The organism is Bacillus sp. JJ1773, assembly GCF_036962035.1.
In the GTDB taxonomy this organism is placed as follows: Bacteria; Bacillota; Bacilli; order Bacillales; family Cytobacillaceae; genus Cytobacillus.
The window spans coordinates 1-14,006 of record NZ_JBALNX010000094.1; the positions used below are offsets into that span (position 1 = coordinate 1).

The window sequence follows — 14,006 nt, forward strand, 5'->3', positions numbered from 1 at the left end:
AAAAACCTCATTTACTTATGGTACGGTTCTCCGTTGTGTATCTAAATGAGGTTAATTCGCTAGCGATTAAACAATTAAACCTTCTGGTAAACAAACCTAAACCAATATGAAGAAATAGAAAATTAGACAATAGATAGAACATTAATCTTTATAGAAAAAGAAAATCTTCCTCTGATCCACTATCCTCTAAATTCAATCCATCAATCACACTTACCAAATGTTTCTCCATAGCTTGTTCAGCTTTCATTCTATCACCAGATTCAAGTGCTTTAACAATAACAGTGTGTTCTTCAATAGATGGGTTTATTTTTAATTTATCTAAAGGGTCAAACAATACCACATAAATCGTCGTCTTACTAACGATATCTTTCACATATTCAAGTAATAGTTTGTTTTGTGATGCTTTAGCTATAATAGCGTGAAACGAATCATTCATTTTATAATAACTATCCGTGTCTCTTTGATCAAATATTTGTTTCTCCTCATCTATTAATGTATAAAGACTTTCAATGTCTTCTTTTCCAATCCTTTCCGCTGCCAATCCTGCGGCTTGCTTTTCTAGAAGAAGTCTAACTGAATAAGCATCCTTTATTTCCTCTGCTGTTGGCCGAATAACAAATGCCCCCCTATTTGGGATAACCTGGACATACCCTTCATGCTCTAGTCTTTTAATGACCCCCCTTACAGGAGTTCGACTGACATGTAGCCTATTCGCAATTACCTCTTCAACGAGCTGACTTCCTGGTCGAATGAATCGGTTATAGATAGATAATTTAATCTCTTTATAAATCAACTCCTCCATATTTTTCCCTTTAATACTTTGTCGATTCATATAGTAACCACCTAACCAGATAAAAAATAATAATAATCAGCATTTTATTACATTATATAACGTCATAATTCAGATTTCTAAACAACGGCTAAATACAGCCCATTCAGTAAATTCTAATCCGTATTTTCACCATTAGCCTATCTAAAATTTTATCATAAACACTTATAATATATCAGAATTTTCATAACGATATACACCCTACATAAAACAAAAAAGGAAATCACTTGTGATCATCCTCTAATAATCATTAATGACTTATACTAAAGAGCTCTATTTTTCTCATTGTGAAACTATCGAACCATGTTACTTCAGCTTTTCTTTTGTTAACAACATTAAAATGTTGAAAATATTGTATACAAAAATTGTATACAATGATATCATGTTTTTTATAGGGTAGAATATTCATTCAATTCGGAATTAAATGAATAGAATTGGGGTCGAAGGGATGAAGATGCATCTCAGATTATTTTGCACAGGTATTTTCCACAATCACTTTGAACCACAGCAAGAACGTCTACCCAATTCAATAATAAAGAGAGGTTATGAAAATGGAACACAAAGTTCATCCAGAAGTACACCAATCATACACACTGCCATCGCGTTTATACACAGAAGAGGCAGCGTTAAAAAACGAGCAAGAAAAAATTTTCGAAAAAACATGGTTGTTTGCAGGTCACATTTCTCAGGTTAAAAAAGTTGGGGACTATTTCACGAAAGATATTGCAGGACATTCTATTCTCATTATTAAAGGAAATGACGGGGAAATTCGAGCCTTCCACAATGTCTGTCCACATCGTGCGTCGAGACTAACAGATAATGAATGCGGACATACAAAAAGTATACAATGTCCGTATCACGCATGGACCTTTACACTTGACGGACATTTGAACCGAGCACCAAATATGAAGGGTGTTAGCTATAATCCAGATGATTTCTGTTTAAAGCAGCCAAAACTTGAAGTTGTTGCTAGTTTTATTTTTGTGAACTTAGATGAAAACGCTCTACCAATGTCGGAGGTATTTGGGAACCTATTTGACGGATTCAAGCACTATCCTTTTGAAGACTTAAAATTAGCTCGCGTTAAAGAAGATATCGTAAACTGCAACTGGAAATTAACGGTCGACAATTATTTGGAATGCGACCACTGTCCAACCATTCATAAAGGATTTGTGAACACTCTCGATATGGATCACTATGAAATTTCAACATTTGATAATTATTCGTATCAAGGAGTTCCGTTACGCGCGGGAACAAGTGAACCAGATCAGCTGGGTCAAAGTGCAAAATACTATTTTCTTTACCCAAATATGTGGATTAGTATAAATCCGGGTCTTCCAAATGTATCAATCAATCAGTCAATTCCAATTGATCATAATAAAACACAGGTGATTTATTCCACCTATTTCCTTGATTTAAATGATCAAGAGGCTCAAAAAAAGTTTTATGAGTTTCTCGATCAAGTCCGTGATGAAGACTTCATGATTCTCCAACAGGTCCAAAAAGGAATTGAGTCAAAGGGATACACTCAAGGACGTTTTTCACCAACAGAGAATTGCGTTCATCATTTCCATTTACTAGTACAACATGCACTCGATAGCGGGCAAGCTTATGTTCCATTAAGGACCGAGGTGAAGTAGATGGAAAATCAACAGTTAAAACGAGTATTAAAAAGGCGCCATCTCTCGATGATTTCGATGGGTGGCGTTATTGGAACGGGCCTATTTTTAGGATCAGGATTAACTATAAATAGTGCTGGTGCTGGTGGTGCTATTCTAGCGTATATTATCGGTGGTGCCATGACATATCTGGTTATGCTTTGTCTTGGGGAATTAGCGGTTGCTATGCCGGTTACGGGTTCCTTCCAAGCCTATGCAACCAAATATATTGGTCCGTCAACCGGATTTATGGTCGGGATTGTCTATTGGATGAGCTGGGCAACAACTGTTGGTCTAGAATTTATCGCAGCAGGTCTTCTCATGAAACGATGGTTTCCTGATACGCCAGTCTGGATCTGGTGTCTTATTTTTATCGTTTTGCTGTTTGCATTAAATGCTTTAACAACTAAGGGATTTGCTGAAACAGAATATTATTTTGCAGGGATAAAAGTGGTTGCGATTATCCTATTTATTATCATCGGTGCATCTGCCGTTCTTGGAATTGTTCCATTAGAAGGCGGAGAGCCTACTCCGTTTTTTACGAATCTATACAATGACGGTGGACTTTTCCCAAATGGATTTACGGTGGTATTTATCACAATGATTGCAGTTCTATATGGCTTCCAAGGAACAGAGTTACTTGGGGTAACGGCTGGTGAATCAGAGAATCCAGGGCGTGACATCCCAAAAGCAACAAAAAACATTATTTTCCGAGTGCTCTTATTTTACGTAACGAGTATTGTCATTGTAAGTGCAATGGTTCCTTGGAAACAAGCAGGTCTTGTAGAAAGTCCGTTTGTAATGATGCTTGACAAGGTCGGAATTCCCTATGGAGCAGATATTATGAACTTTGTCATCTTAACTGCTGTTCTATCCGTTGGCAACTCAGGACTTTACCTTTGCTCTCGCATGTTTTTTGCGATGGGTGAAAGCGGACAAATGCCAAGAGTTTTTGGAAAATTGAACAAACGGGGAGTTCCAATGAATTCCCTTCTTATTAGTTTAGGTTTTGCCCTTCTTTCCCTATTAACAAGCGTTATTGCTGCGAACACCTTATTTGTTGTATTATTGGCAATTTCAGGAATAGGCACGACGATTGCATGGGCTACTATCTCTCTTTCACATATTAATTTTAGAAGACAATATATAAAGAGCGGAGGAAAGCTTGAAGATTTGGCTTATCGGGTAAAGTGGTACCCGTTTGTTCCAATTTCTTCGTTCATCATGTGCGTGGGAATTATTCTGTCCCTTTTATTAGACCCAACACAGCGCGCATCAGTTTATTGGTCAGTTGGTTTTATAGTAGTATGTTATGTATACTACAACCTACGTTTAAAGCGCATTAAAAATACGGTGCCAATACAGATGCAGGAAATGTAGAAGATTTGTAAACGGGTTTTTAAACTATTCAGTAAGGTAGTCACCATCAAGAATCTTATTTTACAAAATACCAAATACATTCAATACTGTGCCCAAGCATACTGAAGGGTTTCTGACTGGTAGATTTCCTGTTATACGCAAAAATGTTGGCAGGTTTTACTCTCCAAATGAGAACTTCCTTTTTGACAATTCGGAGACGATCTCAATCCGAAATTATGAAGAATCATAAAGACCTCTGCTATAATGTGAAAATAGTTAGTCACATTATAACAGAGGTCCATTTTCATTTATCTAAAGTATTTTGATTTCCTGTTAAATGGCAAAGCTAGAGACGATCGAAACACCGAGATGAGTTGAATTGTGCTTATGGAGGATCAGGGCATATCACAGGGAATGAATTTGTATGAACACTGCATGGGTTAATGGGATACGTAAAAAAACAAGGAAATTAGGATGTTTTTTGGAAAAGGAGTAGAAAATAACTACTCCTTTTCACTTAGTTAATGATTATTTCAATCTGTTATTTACCACACTTGTTATTTTGTTGATGTAAAATATAATTCCCCTAGAATTTCCTTCACTTGAAAACTGTTTGGCGAAAGTTCTTTTTCAATAAAAGCGTTAATGGCCGATTTTTCAACATCGTACATCACTTCAATTTCTTTCGAAAATAGCAGTTTTTCTTTTTCAAGTAAGTTAGAGAGGGTTGGTTGTTGTTTTGGTTGTAGTTCTTCGACATTTAGAGCCTTCTTTAATCCGTCAACATAGGATTCAAACGGACGGCCACCAACAATTTTTACGCCTTTATTTTCCTCATTGATCATAATAATGGTAGGAAAACCTCTGGCACCTAAGCTTCTCGTAAGAGCAAAATCTTCATTCAATAATTGTTGTCCGATTGGTTGTTCTGCTTCATTTACAATAGCCTCTCCATTAAGACCAAGTTTATTTACGATTTCAATCATAACTGATGTATCTGAAATATTTTGATTAAATGCGAAAAGTGCTTCTCTTGCACGGCGTAAATATTCAAATGCTAATGCATCACTATGATTTTTTTGAATCACTTTAAATACACGTGACGGTGGGTAGGATGATTGAACAGGATTATCAATCATTAAAGAGCCGTCAATAGGCATTCTTGAATATTCTCCAACTTCTCTCCAGTGACCAGCAACATCGGCTGGTTTATAAATTCCGTTTGCAGGATCGATTGGTGCATCATGCCATTTTTCCAGCAAACCACCCATAACCGTATGAAAATTAAAATAGTCTCCATACTGCTCTATAAAACGACGGAGATTAGGTTCAATTGCCCAGCAATGAGAACAAATAGGATCAGTCACATAATAAAGATTAACCGATTTTTTTGGCTGATTAAAATCAATAACCTCCATTTCCTCCTCCTCTGCTACTCCGCATACACCTGTTTCTAGATCACAAATCATATTATGATTGTTTGACATATTATTTTTCCTCCGTTCCATTTAGTTTTTACATTTTCTATAATGCCTGAGAAAGAAGCCTCTTATTTGCTTTATAATTGTATTTTAGTACATAATGAAAACCATCAATACCAATAGTTAATTGTATTTGTCGTTTATACAACACATTAAACAAATTGTTTAAAAAGTAGGAGGGAATTGTAATTGACTCAACCAAAGATTGATCCCCGAATTCTACGTACTCGTAAATTAATTATGGATTCCTTTATTGAACTTTCAGGTAAAAAAGAATTCAAGGATATTACTGTTAAGGATATTACAACAGAGGCTATGATTAATCGGGCCACTTTCTATTATCATTTTGAAGATATATATGACTTATTGGAAAAGGTACTGTCAGAAGTACTCTTGATAAATTTGAATGGCAATATGTTCGAGAAAAATGAACTCAATGAAGAATCGATTATTAGTATTTTCATAGCGATCACGGACTTTCAAAAATCTTTATCCAATCGTTGTCATAGAGGATACGAAGATACCATTGCCCGTATTATTAGGGAACAACTCGAAATCATTTTTTACAAAATGCTACGAAAACAATATCGAAGTGAAGATGAGCAACCTCTAAAGATTACTGCTGCCATGTTAAGTTGGGGTCTTTATGGAGTATCTTTAGAATGGAGAAGAAGCGGTCAAAATACACCGCCGGAAGAATTTATCAAATTAGCCATCCCTTTTATCATGTCTGGGATTGATTTTGGGTCTAAGATCTAATTAAACAAGGTGATTATGATGATTAAATCTCCAAGCTGGTCGGAAAGGTTCGCTGAATCAAAAATATTTAAATGGAGCCTATGGTGTGCCTTCTTTTTGTTTATTGCTATTATTGCACTGATTCTATTTATGATAGGTTCCTTTCTTTTCAAAATTTATTTCCTCGATTATAGGTTTGATGATGGAGAAATCCATCCACCCATTGAGTCTTTTCATAGGCAATAAGAAATAGGTGAATAAAATGATGATAAAAAATGAAGAAGATATCGTACAAATCATTTCCGAAGATACTTGGATGATGGATTTATTAAAAACAGTAAACACGCTGAACCTATCCGATTGGTGGATATGTGCCGGCTTTGCGCGTTCGAAAATATGGGATGTGTTACACCATTTTTCGGAAAGAACACCCATCCCCGATATTGATGTCATCTATTATGATCCTGCAAATTTGGATGAATTAGAGGAAAAAAAATTAGAAGAAAAATTAAATCATCTCATGCCCGGTGTCCCTTGGTCCGTAAAAAATCAGGCAAGAATGCACGTGATCAATAATTTGCCGCCTTATACTTCTTCAGTCGATGGCATTTCGAAATTTCCAGAAACTGCTACAGCTTTGGGAGTTAAATTAGATGGAAATGACCATGTTATTTTGGCAGCTCCTTGGGGAATCGATGATGTCGTCAATTTAGAGGTCAAGCCTACACCATTTTTTGCCGAGTCAAAGGATCGTTTGAAAGTCTATGAAAATCGAGTGGAGAACAAGTCTTGGGATTTGATTTGGTACAAGGTGAACATCTCCACTAAAAATTAAAAAAGAGCAGAAAGATAAAACTGTTCTGCTCCTATCATTTTAAAACTCAAAATACTTCCTCAGCAAATAAGAAATCCACTTGCACTCCGGATGATTCCGAATATTTTCGAGTAGGCCTTTTACAATGGCTGGACTTAAATTTGGATCTACCAGCTGTTCCTTTAGAAGAAATAGTGATTCCTTTTCAATCGGTTCTTCAACATCCGCCATTTTTTCCTCCATCATTTCAATCAACTGATCCTTAGTTATTTCTTCATTCAGCGGCTGCTTAAGAACTTGAAATAGATCATGCGAAATAAATGGGTCAGTCATTTGTTTTGCCAGCAGATTTGTTTTTTCCACAAGGGATTGAGAAAGATGATTCAAGTCTAGCGGTGAGCTATAGAATAGAAATAGCTGTGAATAAGTGTGCATAAAGCCTTTAATGCAAAAAATTAAATCATATTTTATTGATTGGACTGTTTTTCCGTATAAACGTTCAATCATCAGTAATATCGATTTGTCCATTAACATGTCGTAATAACGGATTTTAATAAATAAATCTTTATTCAATGAATGAACCGGCTCTTTCATAAGAACTTTTGCAAAATCAGAATGTTTGTGAAAAGACTGAAATGTTGTGTAGTAAAAGTTATATAAAAGGTTATCTTCTGAGTTTTTGACTATATGGTCAATATCAGAAGTGAATTGCATCATAAAATGATCGATAGTAGATAAAATCAATTCATCCTTTGATTTGAATGACAAGTAGAAAGCACCTTTAGAAATGCCGCAATAATCAGTGATTTGTTGAACAGTTGTTGCGTCGAATCCTTGAGCTGCAAAAAGTTCTAGTGCTTTTTCCATAATTAACTGTTTCTTCATCATTTCTTTACATCCACTCCTAGGACTTTCGTTGACAAATGACTTATCGGTCATTATTATAAGGAAATGAGACTGATTAGTCAATTAAGGGCAGGTGGAGACGTGAAAGGGTTAGTTAACTTTGTTTTAAAGAATAAACTAGCAGTTTGGCTGCTGACCATTATTATAACTGTTTCAGGAATTTACTCAGGGACACGTATGAAAATGGAGATGATTCCTGATATTTCTATTCCATTTTTAATGGTAATGGATGTATATCCTGGGGCAACTCCTGAGCAAGTGATGAAGGATGTATCGATTCCTTTAGAAAAAGCAGTAGAGGGCTTGGAGCACGTAAAATCCGTTAATTCAAATTCGTATTCAAATGTAGCTAATATTCAAGTGGAATACGAATACGGCATTGATATGGATGAGGCGAAGCGGGCATTAGATTCTGCGATAGATGCAGTTAAATTGCCTGAAGGGGCTCAAAAGCCGACCATTACCGCTATTAGCATGAACATGATGCCTGTTGTGGCACTAAGTGTAAGTAGCACGAAAGAAGACATAGTTGAATTAACGTCAACAGTGGAGGAAGTTTTACTCCCAAAAATCGATAAAATCGATGGTGTTGCCTCTGCTACGATTACAGGGCAGCATATAGAAGAAGTTGACCTTACTTATAATAAGGAAAAAATGGCAGAGCTAGGCTTAACGGAAGATTCCGTCAAGCAAATGATTCAAGCAAGCAATCTCGGTGTTTCTTTAGGACTTTATGAATTTGAAGAAGGCGAGCAGGCAATAGCGATAGACGGCAAGTTCACGACTGTTGAAGAATTAAAGGAATTGCTCATTCCTGTAACGCCATCGGCTACACAGCCTTTACCATTTGTAAAGCTTAACGATATTGCAACCATTCAAGTAGTAGGTAAAGTACAATCAGTTTCCCGCACAAATGGGAAAGATGCGATTGCTATTCAAATTGTCAAAAGCCAACAGGCTAACACAGTAGATGTTGTAAACAGTGTGAAGAAATTAATTAAAGATGAAAAGAAGAAAATTGATGGGATCGTTATCGATGTGACGCTTGACCAAGGCAAGCCAATTGAAGATTCTGTCGCTACAATGGTTGAAAAAGCGTTATTTGGCGGTTTAATTGCGGTATTAATTATTCTCCTTTTCTTAAGAGATTTCAAATCGACCATTATTTCGATTGTATCCATTCCGGTTTCGATTTTAATGGCTATGTTAATCTTAAATTGGATGGATATCACCCTAAATATTATGACGCTTGGGGCGATTACTGTTGCTATTGGCCGCGTAATCGATGACTCCATCGTTGTGGTTGAAAATATTTATCGCCGCCTGCATTTAAAAGGTGAAAAACTAACAGGGCGTGCACTCATTCGTGAATCAACAATTGAAATGTTCAGACCTATCATGTCTTCAACAATCGTAACCGTTGCAGTATTTGCACCACTTATATTTGTTGGCGGGATGGTTGGCGAGCTCTTCATGCCATTCGCATTGACCATGTCATTTGCGCTCGGAGCCTCATTAATTGTTGCGATTACAATCGTTCCTTCATTATCTCATTTCTTGTTTAAGAAGAAGTTATATAGTGAAAAGACGGAAAGCAAACATAAAGAGGCTGGCAGATTATCCAAATGGTACAAAGGATTCCTTGAAAAAACCCTTAATCATAAGGTGATTACTTCCATTCTTGCCTTTGTTTTATTAGCAGGGAGTTTGGCGTTGACACCATTGATTGGTTTTAGCTTTATGGGCAGTGAAGAGGATAAGGTGATGTATCTGACTTACACTCCAAGTGCAGGAGAACTGCCGGAAGATACGTTAGAAAATATTAAAGTGGTTGAAGAGAAAATGCTTGAACATGATGATATTGATATCGTTCAAGTATCCGTTACAGAAAGCGGCGACCAGCAAGCAGCCATGATGGGAGGCGGAGGAAAAGGCGGGTTAATGTACCTGATTTTTGATCCGGAAATGGAAAACTTCCCTGAAGCACGTGAAGATATAGAAAAGTATGTAAAGGAAATTGGACAATCAGGCGAATGGAAGAGCCAGAACTTCTCTTCGATGTCCATGGCTTCAAATGAAGTTAGTTATACATTTTACAGTGAAGATTTAGATAAACTCAACAAATCTGTAAAAATAGTTGAAGATGCATTAAAGGAAAATGAAGGATTAAAGGATGTTTCCTCTAGTGCAGAGGATGCATACGTTGAGTACACCTTTAAAGTGGCACAGGATGAATTATTAAAGTATGGACTAACAACCGGGCAAATTATTATGATGTTAAGTCCAGAAAAAACGAAGAATGTGTTAACAACGATTGAAAAAGAAGGAAACGACCTAAATGTTATCGTTCAGCAGGAACAAACAGCTCAGCCAAAATCGATCGATGATATTTTGGAAAAACAAGTACCGACACCACTTGGTACGACAATGCCACTTTCTAAACTAGTGACTATTGAGAAAGGCACAACATTAAATACTCTAGCTCGCAGTAAGGGCGAATACTATGCAAGTGTTTCAGGCACGATCACTGGCAAAGATATATCCAAAGCAACAGCTGAAGCAGATAAGACAATTGATAATTTAGATCTGCCAAAAGGGGTCACAGTTGATGTGGCCGGCGTTGCAGCAGACATGCAAGAAACATTCACACAGCTTGGTATAGCTATGCTTGCAGCGATTGCCATTGTGTACTTTGTTCTAGTCGTAACATTTGGTGAAGGCCTTGCGCCATTTGCGATTCTTTTCTCATTGCCATTTACAGTTATCGGCTCATTTGTGGGATTATTAATTGCGGGTGAAACCATTTCTGTATCCGTCATGATGGGGCTCTTAATGCTTATCGGAATCGTTGTAACGAACGCAATCGTACTCGTAGACCGAATTATTCGGATGGAGCGTACAGGGATGGTTATGCGTGAAGCGGTGCTTGAGGCTGGTGCCACACGTTTACGTCCGATTCTTATGACAGCTATAGCAACTATTGGTGCCATGGTGCCATTAGCTTTTGGTGCAGGCGGAGGCGGCTTGATTTCGAAAGGCCTTGCCATAACGGTTATCGGCGGTTTAATCAGCTCCACGCTATTAACATTAATTGTTGTTCCAATCGTATACGAAGTATTATCTAAGATTTTTAGGAAAAACCGTAAGGAAATTGAAGAGAATTAATGGGAAGCCCTGCAAGGTGAGTGTGTCATCTTGTGGGGCTTTTTTATATGATTTTTATTAAGGATGTTGGCTAAGTGAGTTTCTGGATAGGTTATTGCGATTTCGATAAAAGCTGTCCAAGAAAGTGAGTTTGCTGGACAGGTTATTGTGATTTCGCTAAAAGCTGTCCGAGAAATCAAATATCCTGGACAGCTTTTCAGTATTTCATCAAATCCTGTCCAATAAGTTAAATAAAATCACTTTCTTATGAAGGGGATTTATGCATAGAATGAAAATGAGGTGTATTCATATGAAAAAAATCGTAGAGTTTTTAAAAGGAAAAGAATCAGAAATGCTCGGTGTTTTAAAGGAATTGGTTGAGATGGAATCCCCTTCACATGATAAGGAAATGGTGGACCGGCTTGGTAAAAGGGTAAGTGAACTTTTTACTGAATACGTGGGAGAGGAGATAGCCGTTATAGAAAATCCTCATGCGGGAAATCATCTTCGGATGGAGTATGGACAGGGAGAGGAGCAAATTCTCATTTTAGTCCATATGGATACGGTTTGGCCGAAGGGGACATTAGAATCGATGCCATTTCGAATCGATGGGGATAAGGCGTACGGGCCAGGAACCTTTGACATGAAAGGGGGAATCGTTCAAGGGATTTTTGCCCTGCATGCCCTACATGAATTGGGAGTTTCCTTGAATACGAAACTCGTAATGCTGGTCACCTCTGATGAGGAGATCGGGAGCGGGACATCCCAAGCATTAATAGAGGAAGAAGCGAAAAAAAGTAAATATGTTTTGGTGTTAGAATCAGCGAGTTCAACTACTGGAAAACTAAAGACTTCACGAAAAGGCGTAGGAATGTTTCATATAAAAGTAAAGGGGCGGGCCTCACATTCGGGAATTGAGCCTGAAAAAGGAATAAGTGCCATAGAGGAGCTTGCGAGGAAAATCATCCATTTACATAGCTTATCGGATTTGGATAAAGGGACTACCTTAAATGTTGGCGTCATTAAAGGAGGGACTGCATCCAATGTAATCGCTGCCGAAGCCGAGGCAGAGCTGGATTTGCGTGTTACCAATCAATCAGAGTTTGAAAAGATTATTCCCTTAATCCAAAATTTAAAGCCTTCTAAAGAAGGGATTTCCATCGAGGTTACAGGTGGGATCAATCGACCCCCTCTTGAAAAAACGGCCGAAATCGAAAAAATGTTCCAGAAGGCTAAGGAATTGTCCCAATCTTATTTAGCTTTTCATTTAGAGGAGCAAATGAGTGGAGGCGGAAGCGATGGTAGCTTTGCGTCACAGTTTGCACCTACCCTTGATGGTTTGGGGCCAGTTGGGGATGGGGCTCACGCAAGTCATGAGCATTTACTTATTTCCCAAATGCCTGTACGCAGTGCTTTAGTCGCAATGCTTATTTTGGAATTGGGATAAAAATAGTGCTATGCATTATTATTCCCGTAATGAATATGGGGACAGATTGCCCGGTCCCCTTTCCTAACTTTTCATATTAAATAAAATACTCCCGATAGTGAGATGATTTCTCCAAAAACAGTAAAAATGACCGTCAGTGAAATGAGTGCAGTCGAAATTAGTAAACTGGCAACTTTAAAACTTGCCACGAAAAAAAGGAAACATAGAATATCAGTTTCCCCATTTTTAGCTTTTAAAATCTATTTAATTCACTTAAATTCATTGAGATTTCCTCACATTATATCCCTGTTCTTCATACGGCTGAAGTTTTTCTAGCCATTTTGCCTCGAGTTCAGCTAATGCTTCCTTCTCATTGAAATAAGGGGCGTTTTTCTTTTTAAGAACCTCCAAGGTTTCAAAAGAAAAAGCCTCTTTTCCAAGTTGGTTCCATTCATCCTGGAGTGCTTTGTTTGTGTGGTTGCCTGATTCAAGCATGAATTTTTCCCCATTTAACGTTTTAAAATTTCTTGTACTGCTGACAAACATCTTTTGATTCTTGATGTTTTTAATTTGATATACACCCGCTTCAATGGGGATTTCTTTATATTGTTGTTTTAATTCTTTTTTTCGGTCCATGTTTTAATCCCGCTTTCATTATTATTTTTTTAACCAATATTGGCTGCCATCTGGCTTCCGGTCTAAAAATCCATACTCAATTAAATATCTTCTGATCATGACATGATCCTCATAAATTGCATTTAATATTTGATTTAATTCCTTTTCATCATAAATTCGCTCACTCTCGATCTGTGCTGCGATTTCCCTTAGGACAATCAGACGCTGTTTTTCCTTTGGCGGGAATTTCTTTAAGCATCGATTCGGTCCTTCTGTAAAGAACTTCATTATGATTTTTTCTTGTTCTTCTTTAGTGATGGCATATCGTTCATCAACCATTTTCGCTGTTTTATGAGGAGCAACAAAGGTTGGAGCATACTCGTCCTTATCTTTTAACAGTTCCATCATTGTCAAAAATACCTTTGCTTGTCGCTCCTTTTCTTTTAATGCAAACCTGTGATGCCTAATGGTTGAGGTGCTGCCAATACCCATTTCATGCTGAACCTCTTTATCACTTTTTCCCTGATAAAAAAGTTGAAGGAGCTCATTTTGATGGTCAGTAAGACCGGTAAGCTTCTTATCCATTCCGATTAAATATTCAAATACAGATTGATGAGTACGCTTAATATGAATTCTCATATATCTTTCCGCTTCGTAAAGCGTGTTGTCATGCGAATAAACAATTCCTTTTTCAATCTTTTCCCCGCAAAGCAAGCATGTATAGAAATCCTTTTCTTGAATATATCCTCGTTTAAGCCCTTCCAAAGAGGCATTCCAAAAGAAATCAGATAGTTCCATTTGAAAATCACATCCAGTATGTTGATATATTTTAAACAATTGATAAAAGTGTTTGCTTTATAGTAAACATGCTAATATAAAATTTGGTTAACGTCAATCGTAAATAAGTAAATTAATTTACTAATTGTTTGTTATGATATAAACAATAACATGATTTGTTTGTTAATAATGTAATTTTGCATAGAAAATGCAAGGGAATTTATTCCCTTTTATAATCCAATTTAGGATAATATTAGAG

11 protein-coding genes are annotated in these 14,006 nt (G+C 37.1%); 6 read left to right on the top strand and 5 right to left on the bottom strand.

Annotation, left to right across the window (positions count from 1 at the left end; all coding sequences use genetic code 11):
* Positions 1-148 precede the first annotated feature (148 nt).
* The gene (locus V7127_RS22375; RefSeq protein ID WP_335489802.1) at positions 149-832 is read right to left on the bottom strand and encodes a GntR family transcriptional regulator; all 684 of its coding nucleotides are present in this window, start codon (positions 830-832) and stop codon (positions 149-151) included.
* Between the two features lie 548 nt (positions 833-1,380).
* On the opposite strand from V7127_RS22375, the gene V7127_RS22380 reads away from it, so the two are divergent.
* On the top strand, positions 1,381-2,469 hold the full coding sequence (locus V7127_RS22380) for an aromatic ring-hydroxylating oxygenase subunit alpha (RefSeq protein ID WP_335489805.1): 1,089 nt from the start codon (positions 1,381-1,383) through the stop codon (positions 2,467-2,469).
* A complete protein-coding gene (locus tag V7127_RS22385; protein WP_335489808.1) occupies positions 2,470-3,867 on the top strand; it encodes an amino acid permease in 1,398 nt (465 codons plus the stop codon).
* Positions 3,868-4,403: 536 nt separating this feature from the next.
* On the opposite strand, the gene V7127_RS22390 is transcribed toward V7127_RS22385, so the two are convergent.
* The gene (locus tag V7127_RS22390) at positions 4,404-5,333 is read right to left on the bottom strand and encodes a DsbA family protein (RefSeq protein ID WP_335489811.1); all 930 of its coding nucleotides are present in this window, start codon (positions 5,331-5,333) and stop codon (positions 4,404-4,406) included.
* 183 nt (positions 5,334-5,516) lie between these two features.
* Here V7127_RS22390 and V7127_RS22395 point away from each other — a divergent pair, with 183 nt between their 5' ends.
* Together V7127_RS22395 and V7127_RS22400 are read left to right on the top strand one after the other, a co-directional pair.
* Entirely contained in the window at positions 5,517-6,086 is a 570-nt protein-coding gene (locus V7127_RS22395) for a TetR/AcrR family transcriptional regulator (protein ID WP_335489814.1), read from the top strand.
* Between the two features lie 241 nt (positions 6,087-6,327).
* A complete protein-coding gene (locus V7127_RS22400; protein WP_335489817.1) occupies positions 6,328-6,900 on the top strand; it encodes a nucleotidyltransferase family protein in 573 nt (190 codons plus the stop codon).
* Between the two features lie 39 nt (positions 6,901-6,939).
* Here V7127_RS22400 and V7127_RS22405 read toward each other — a convergent pair whose 3' ends face one another.
* Positions 6,940-7,767, bottom strand: a complete 828-nt coding sequence (locus V7127_RS22405) for a TetR/AcrR family transcriptional regulator (RefSeq protein WP_335489820.1) — start codon at positions 7,765-7,767, stop codon at positions 6,940-6,942.
* Between the two features lie 99 nt (positions 7,768-7,866).
* Here V7127_RS22405 and V7127_RS22410 point away from each other — a divergent pair, with 99 nt between their 5' ends.
* Positions 7,867-10,950: an efflux RND transporter permease subunit gene (locus V7127_RS22410; protein WP_335489834.1), complete on the top strand. Its 3,084-nt coding sequence runs from the start codon at positions 7,867-7,869 to the stop codon at positions 10,948-10,950.
* A gap of 289 nt (positions 10,951-11,239) precedes the next feature.
* The gene (locus V7127_RS22415; RefSeq protein ID WP_335489825.1) at positions 11,240-12,376 is read left to right on the top strand and encodes a M20 family metallopeptidase; all 1,137 of its coding nucleotides are present in this window, start codon (positions 11,240-11,242) and stop codon (positions 12,374-12,376) included.
* Between the two features lie 258 nt (positions 12,377-12,634).
* Here V7127_RS22415 and V7127_RS22420 read toward each other — a convergent pair whose 3' ends face one another.
* Together V7127_RS22420 and V7127_RS22425 are read right to left on the bottom strand one after the other, a co-directional pair.
* On the bottom strand, positions 12,635-12,991 hold the full coding sequence (locus tag V7127_RS22420; protein ID WP_335489828.1) for a GIY-YIG nuclease family protein: 357 nt from the start codon (positions 12,989-12,991) through the stop codon (positions 12,635-12,637).
* A 21-nt stretch (positions 12,992-13,012) separates the two neighbouring features.
* Positions 13,013-13,768, bottom strand: coding sequence for a DUF2087 domain-containing protein (locus V7127_RS22425; RefSeq protein ID WP_335489831.1), 756 nt, complete (start codon positions 13,766-13,768; stop codon positions 13,013-13,015).
* Positions 13,769-14,006 lie beyond the last annotated feature (238 nt).

What these genes read in the sequence shown, in the direction of transcription:
- V7127_RS22400 (WP_335489817.1), top strand. Translation starts at nt 6,328, where the DNA reads ATGATGATAAAAAATGAAGAAGATATCGTACAAATCATTTCCGAAGAT.
- V7127_RS22375 (WP_335489802.1), bottom strand. Translation starts at nt 832, where the DNA reads ATGAATCGACAAAGTATTAAAGGGAAAAATATGGAGGAGTTGATTTAT.
- V7127_RS22385 (WP_335489808.1), top strand. Translation starts at nt 2,470, where the DNA reads ATGGAAAATCAACAGTTAAAACGAGTATTAAAAAGGCGCCATCTCTCG.
- V7127_RS22390 (WP_335489811.1), bottom strand. Translation starts at nt 5,333, where the DNA reads ATGTCAAACAATCATAATATGATTTGTGATCTAGAAACAGGTGTATGC.
- V7127_RS22420 (WP_335489828.1), bottom strand. Translation starts at nt 12,991, where the DNA reads ATGGACCGAAAAAAAGAATTAAAACAACAATATAAAGAAATCCCCATT.
- V7127_RS22380 (WP_335489805.1), top strand. Translation starts at nt 1,381, where the DNA reads ATGGAACACAAAGTTCATCCAGAAGTACACCAATCATACACACTGCCA.
- V7127_RS22405 (WP_335489820.1), bottom strand. Translation starts at nt 7,767, where the DNA reads ATGATGAAGAAACAGTTAATTATGGAAAAAGCACTAGAACTTTTTGCA.
- V7127_RS22425 (WP_335489831.1), bottom strand. Translation starts at nt 13,768, where the DNA reads ATGGAACTATCTGATTTCTTTTGGAATGCCTCTTTGGAAGGGCTTAAA.
- V7127_RS22415 (WP_335489825.1), top strand. Translation starts at nt 11,240, where the DNA reads ATGAAAAAAATCGTAGAGTTTTTAAAAGGAAAAGAATCAGAAATGCTC.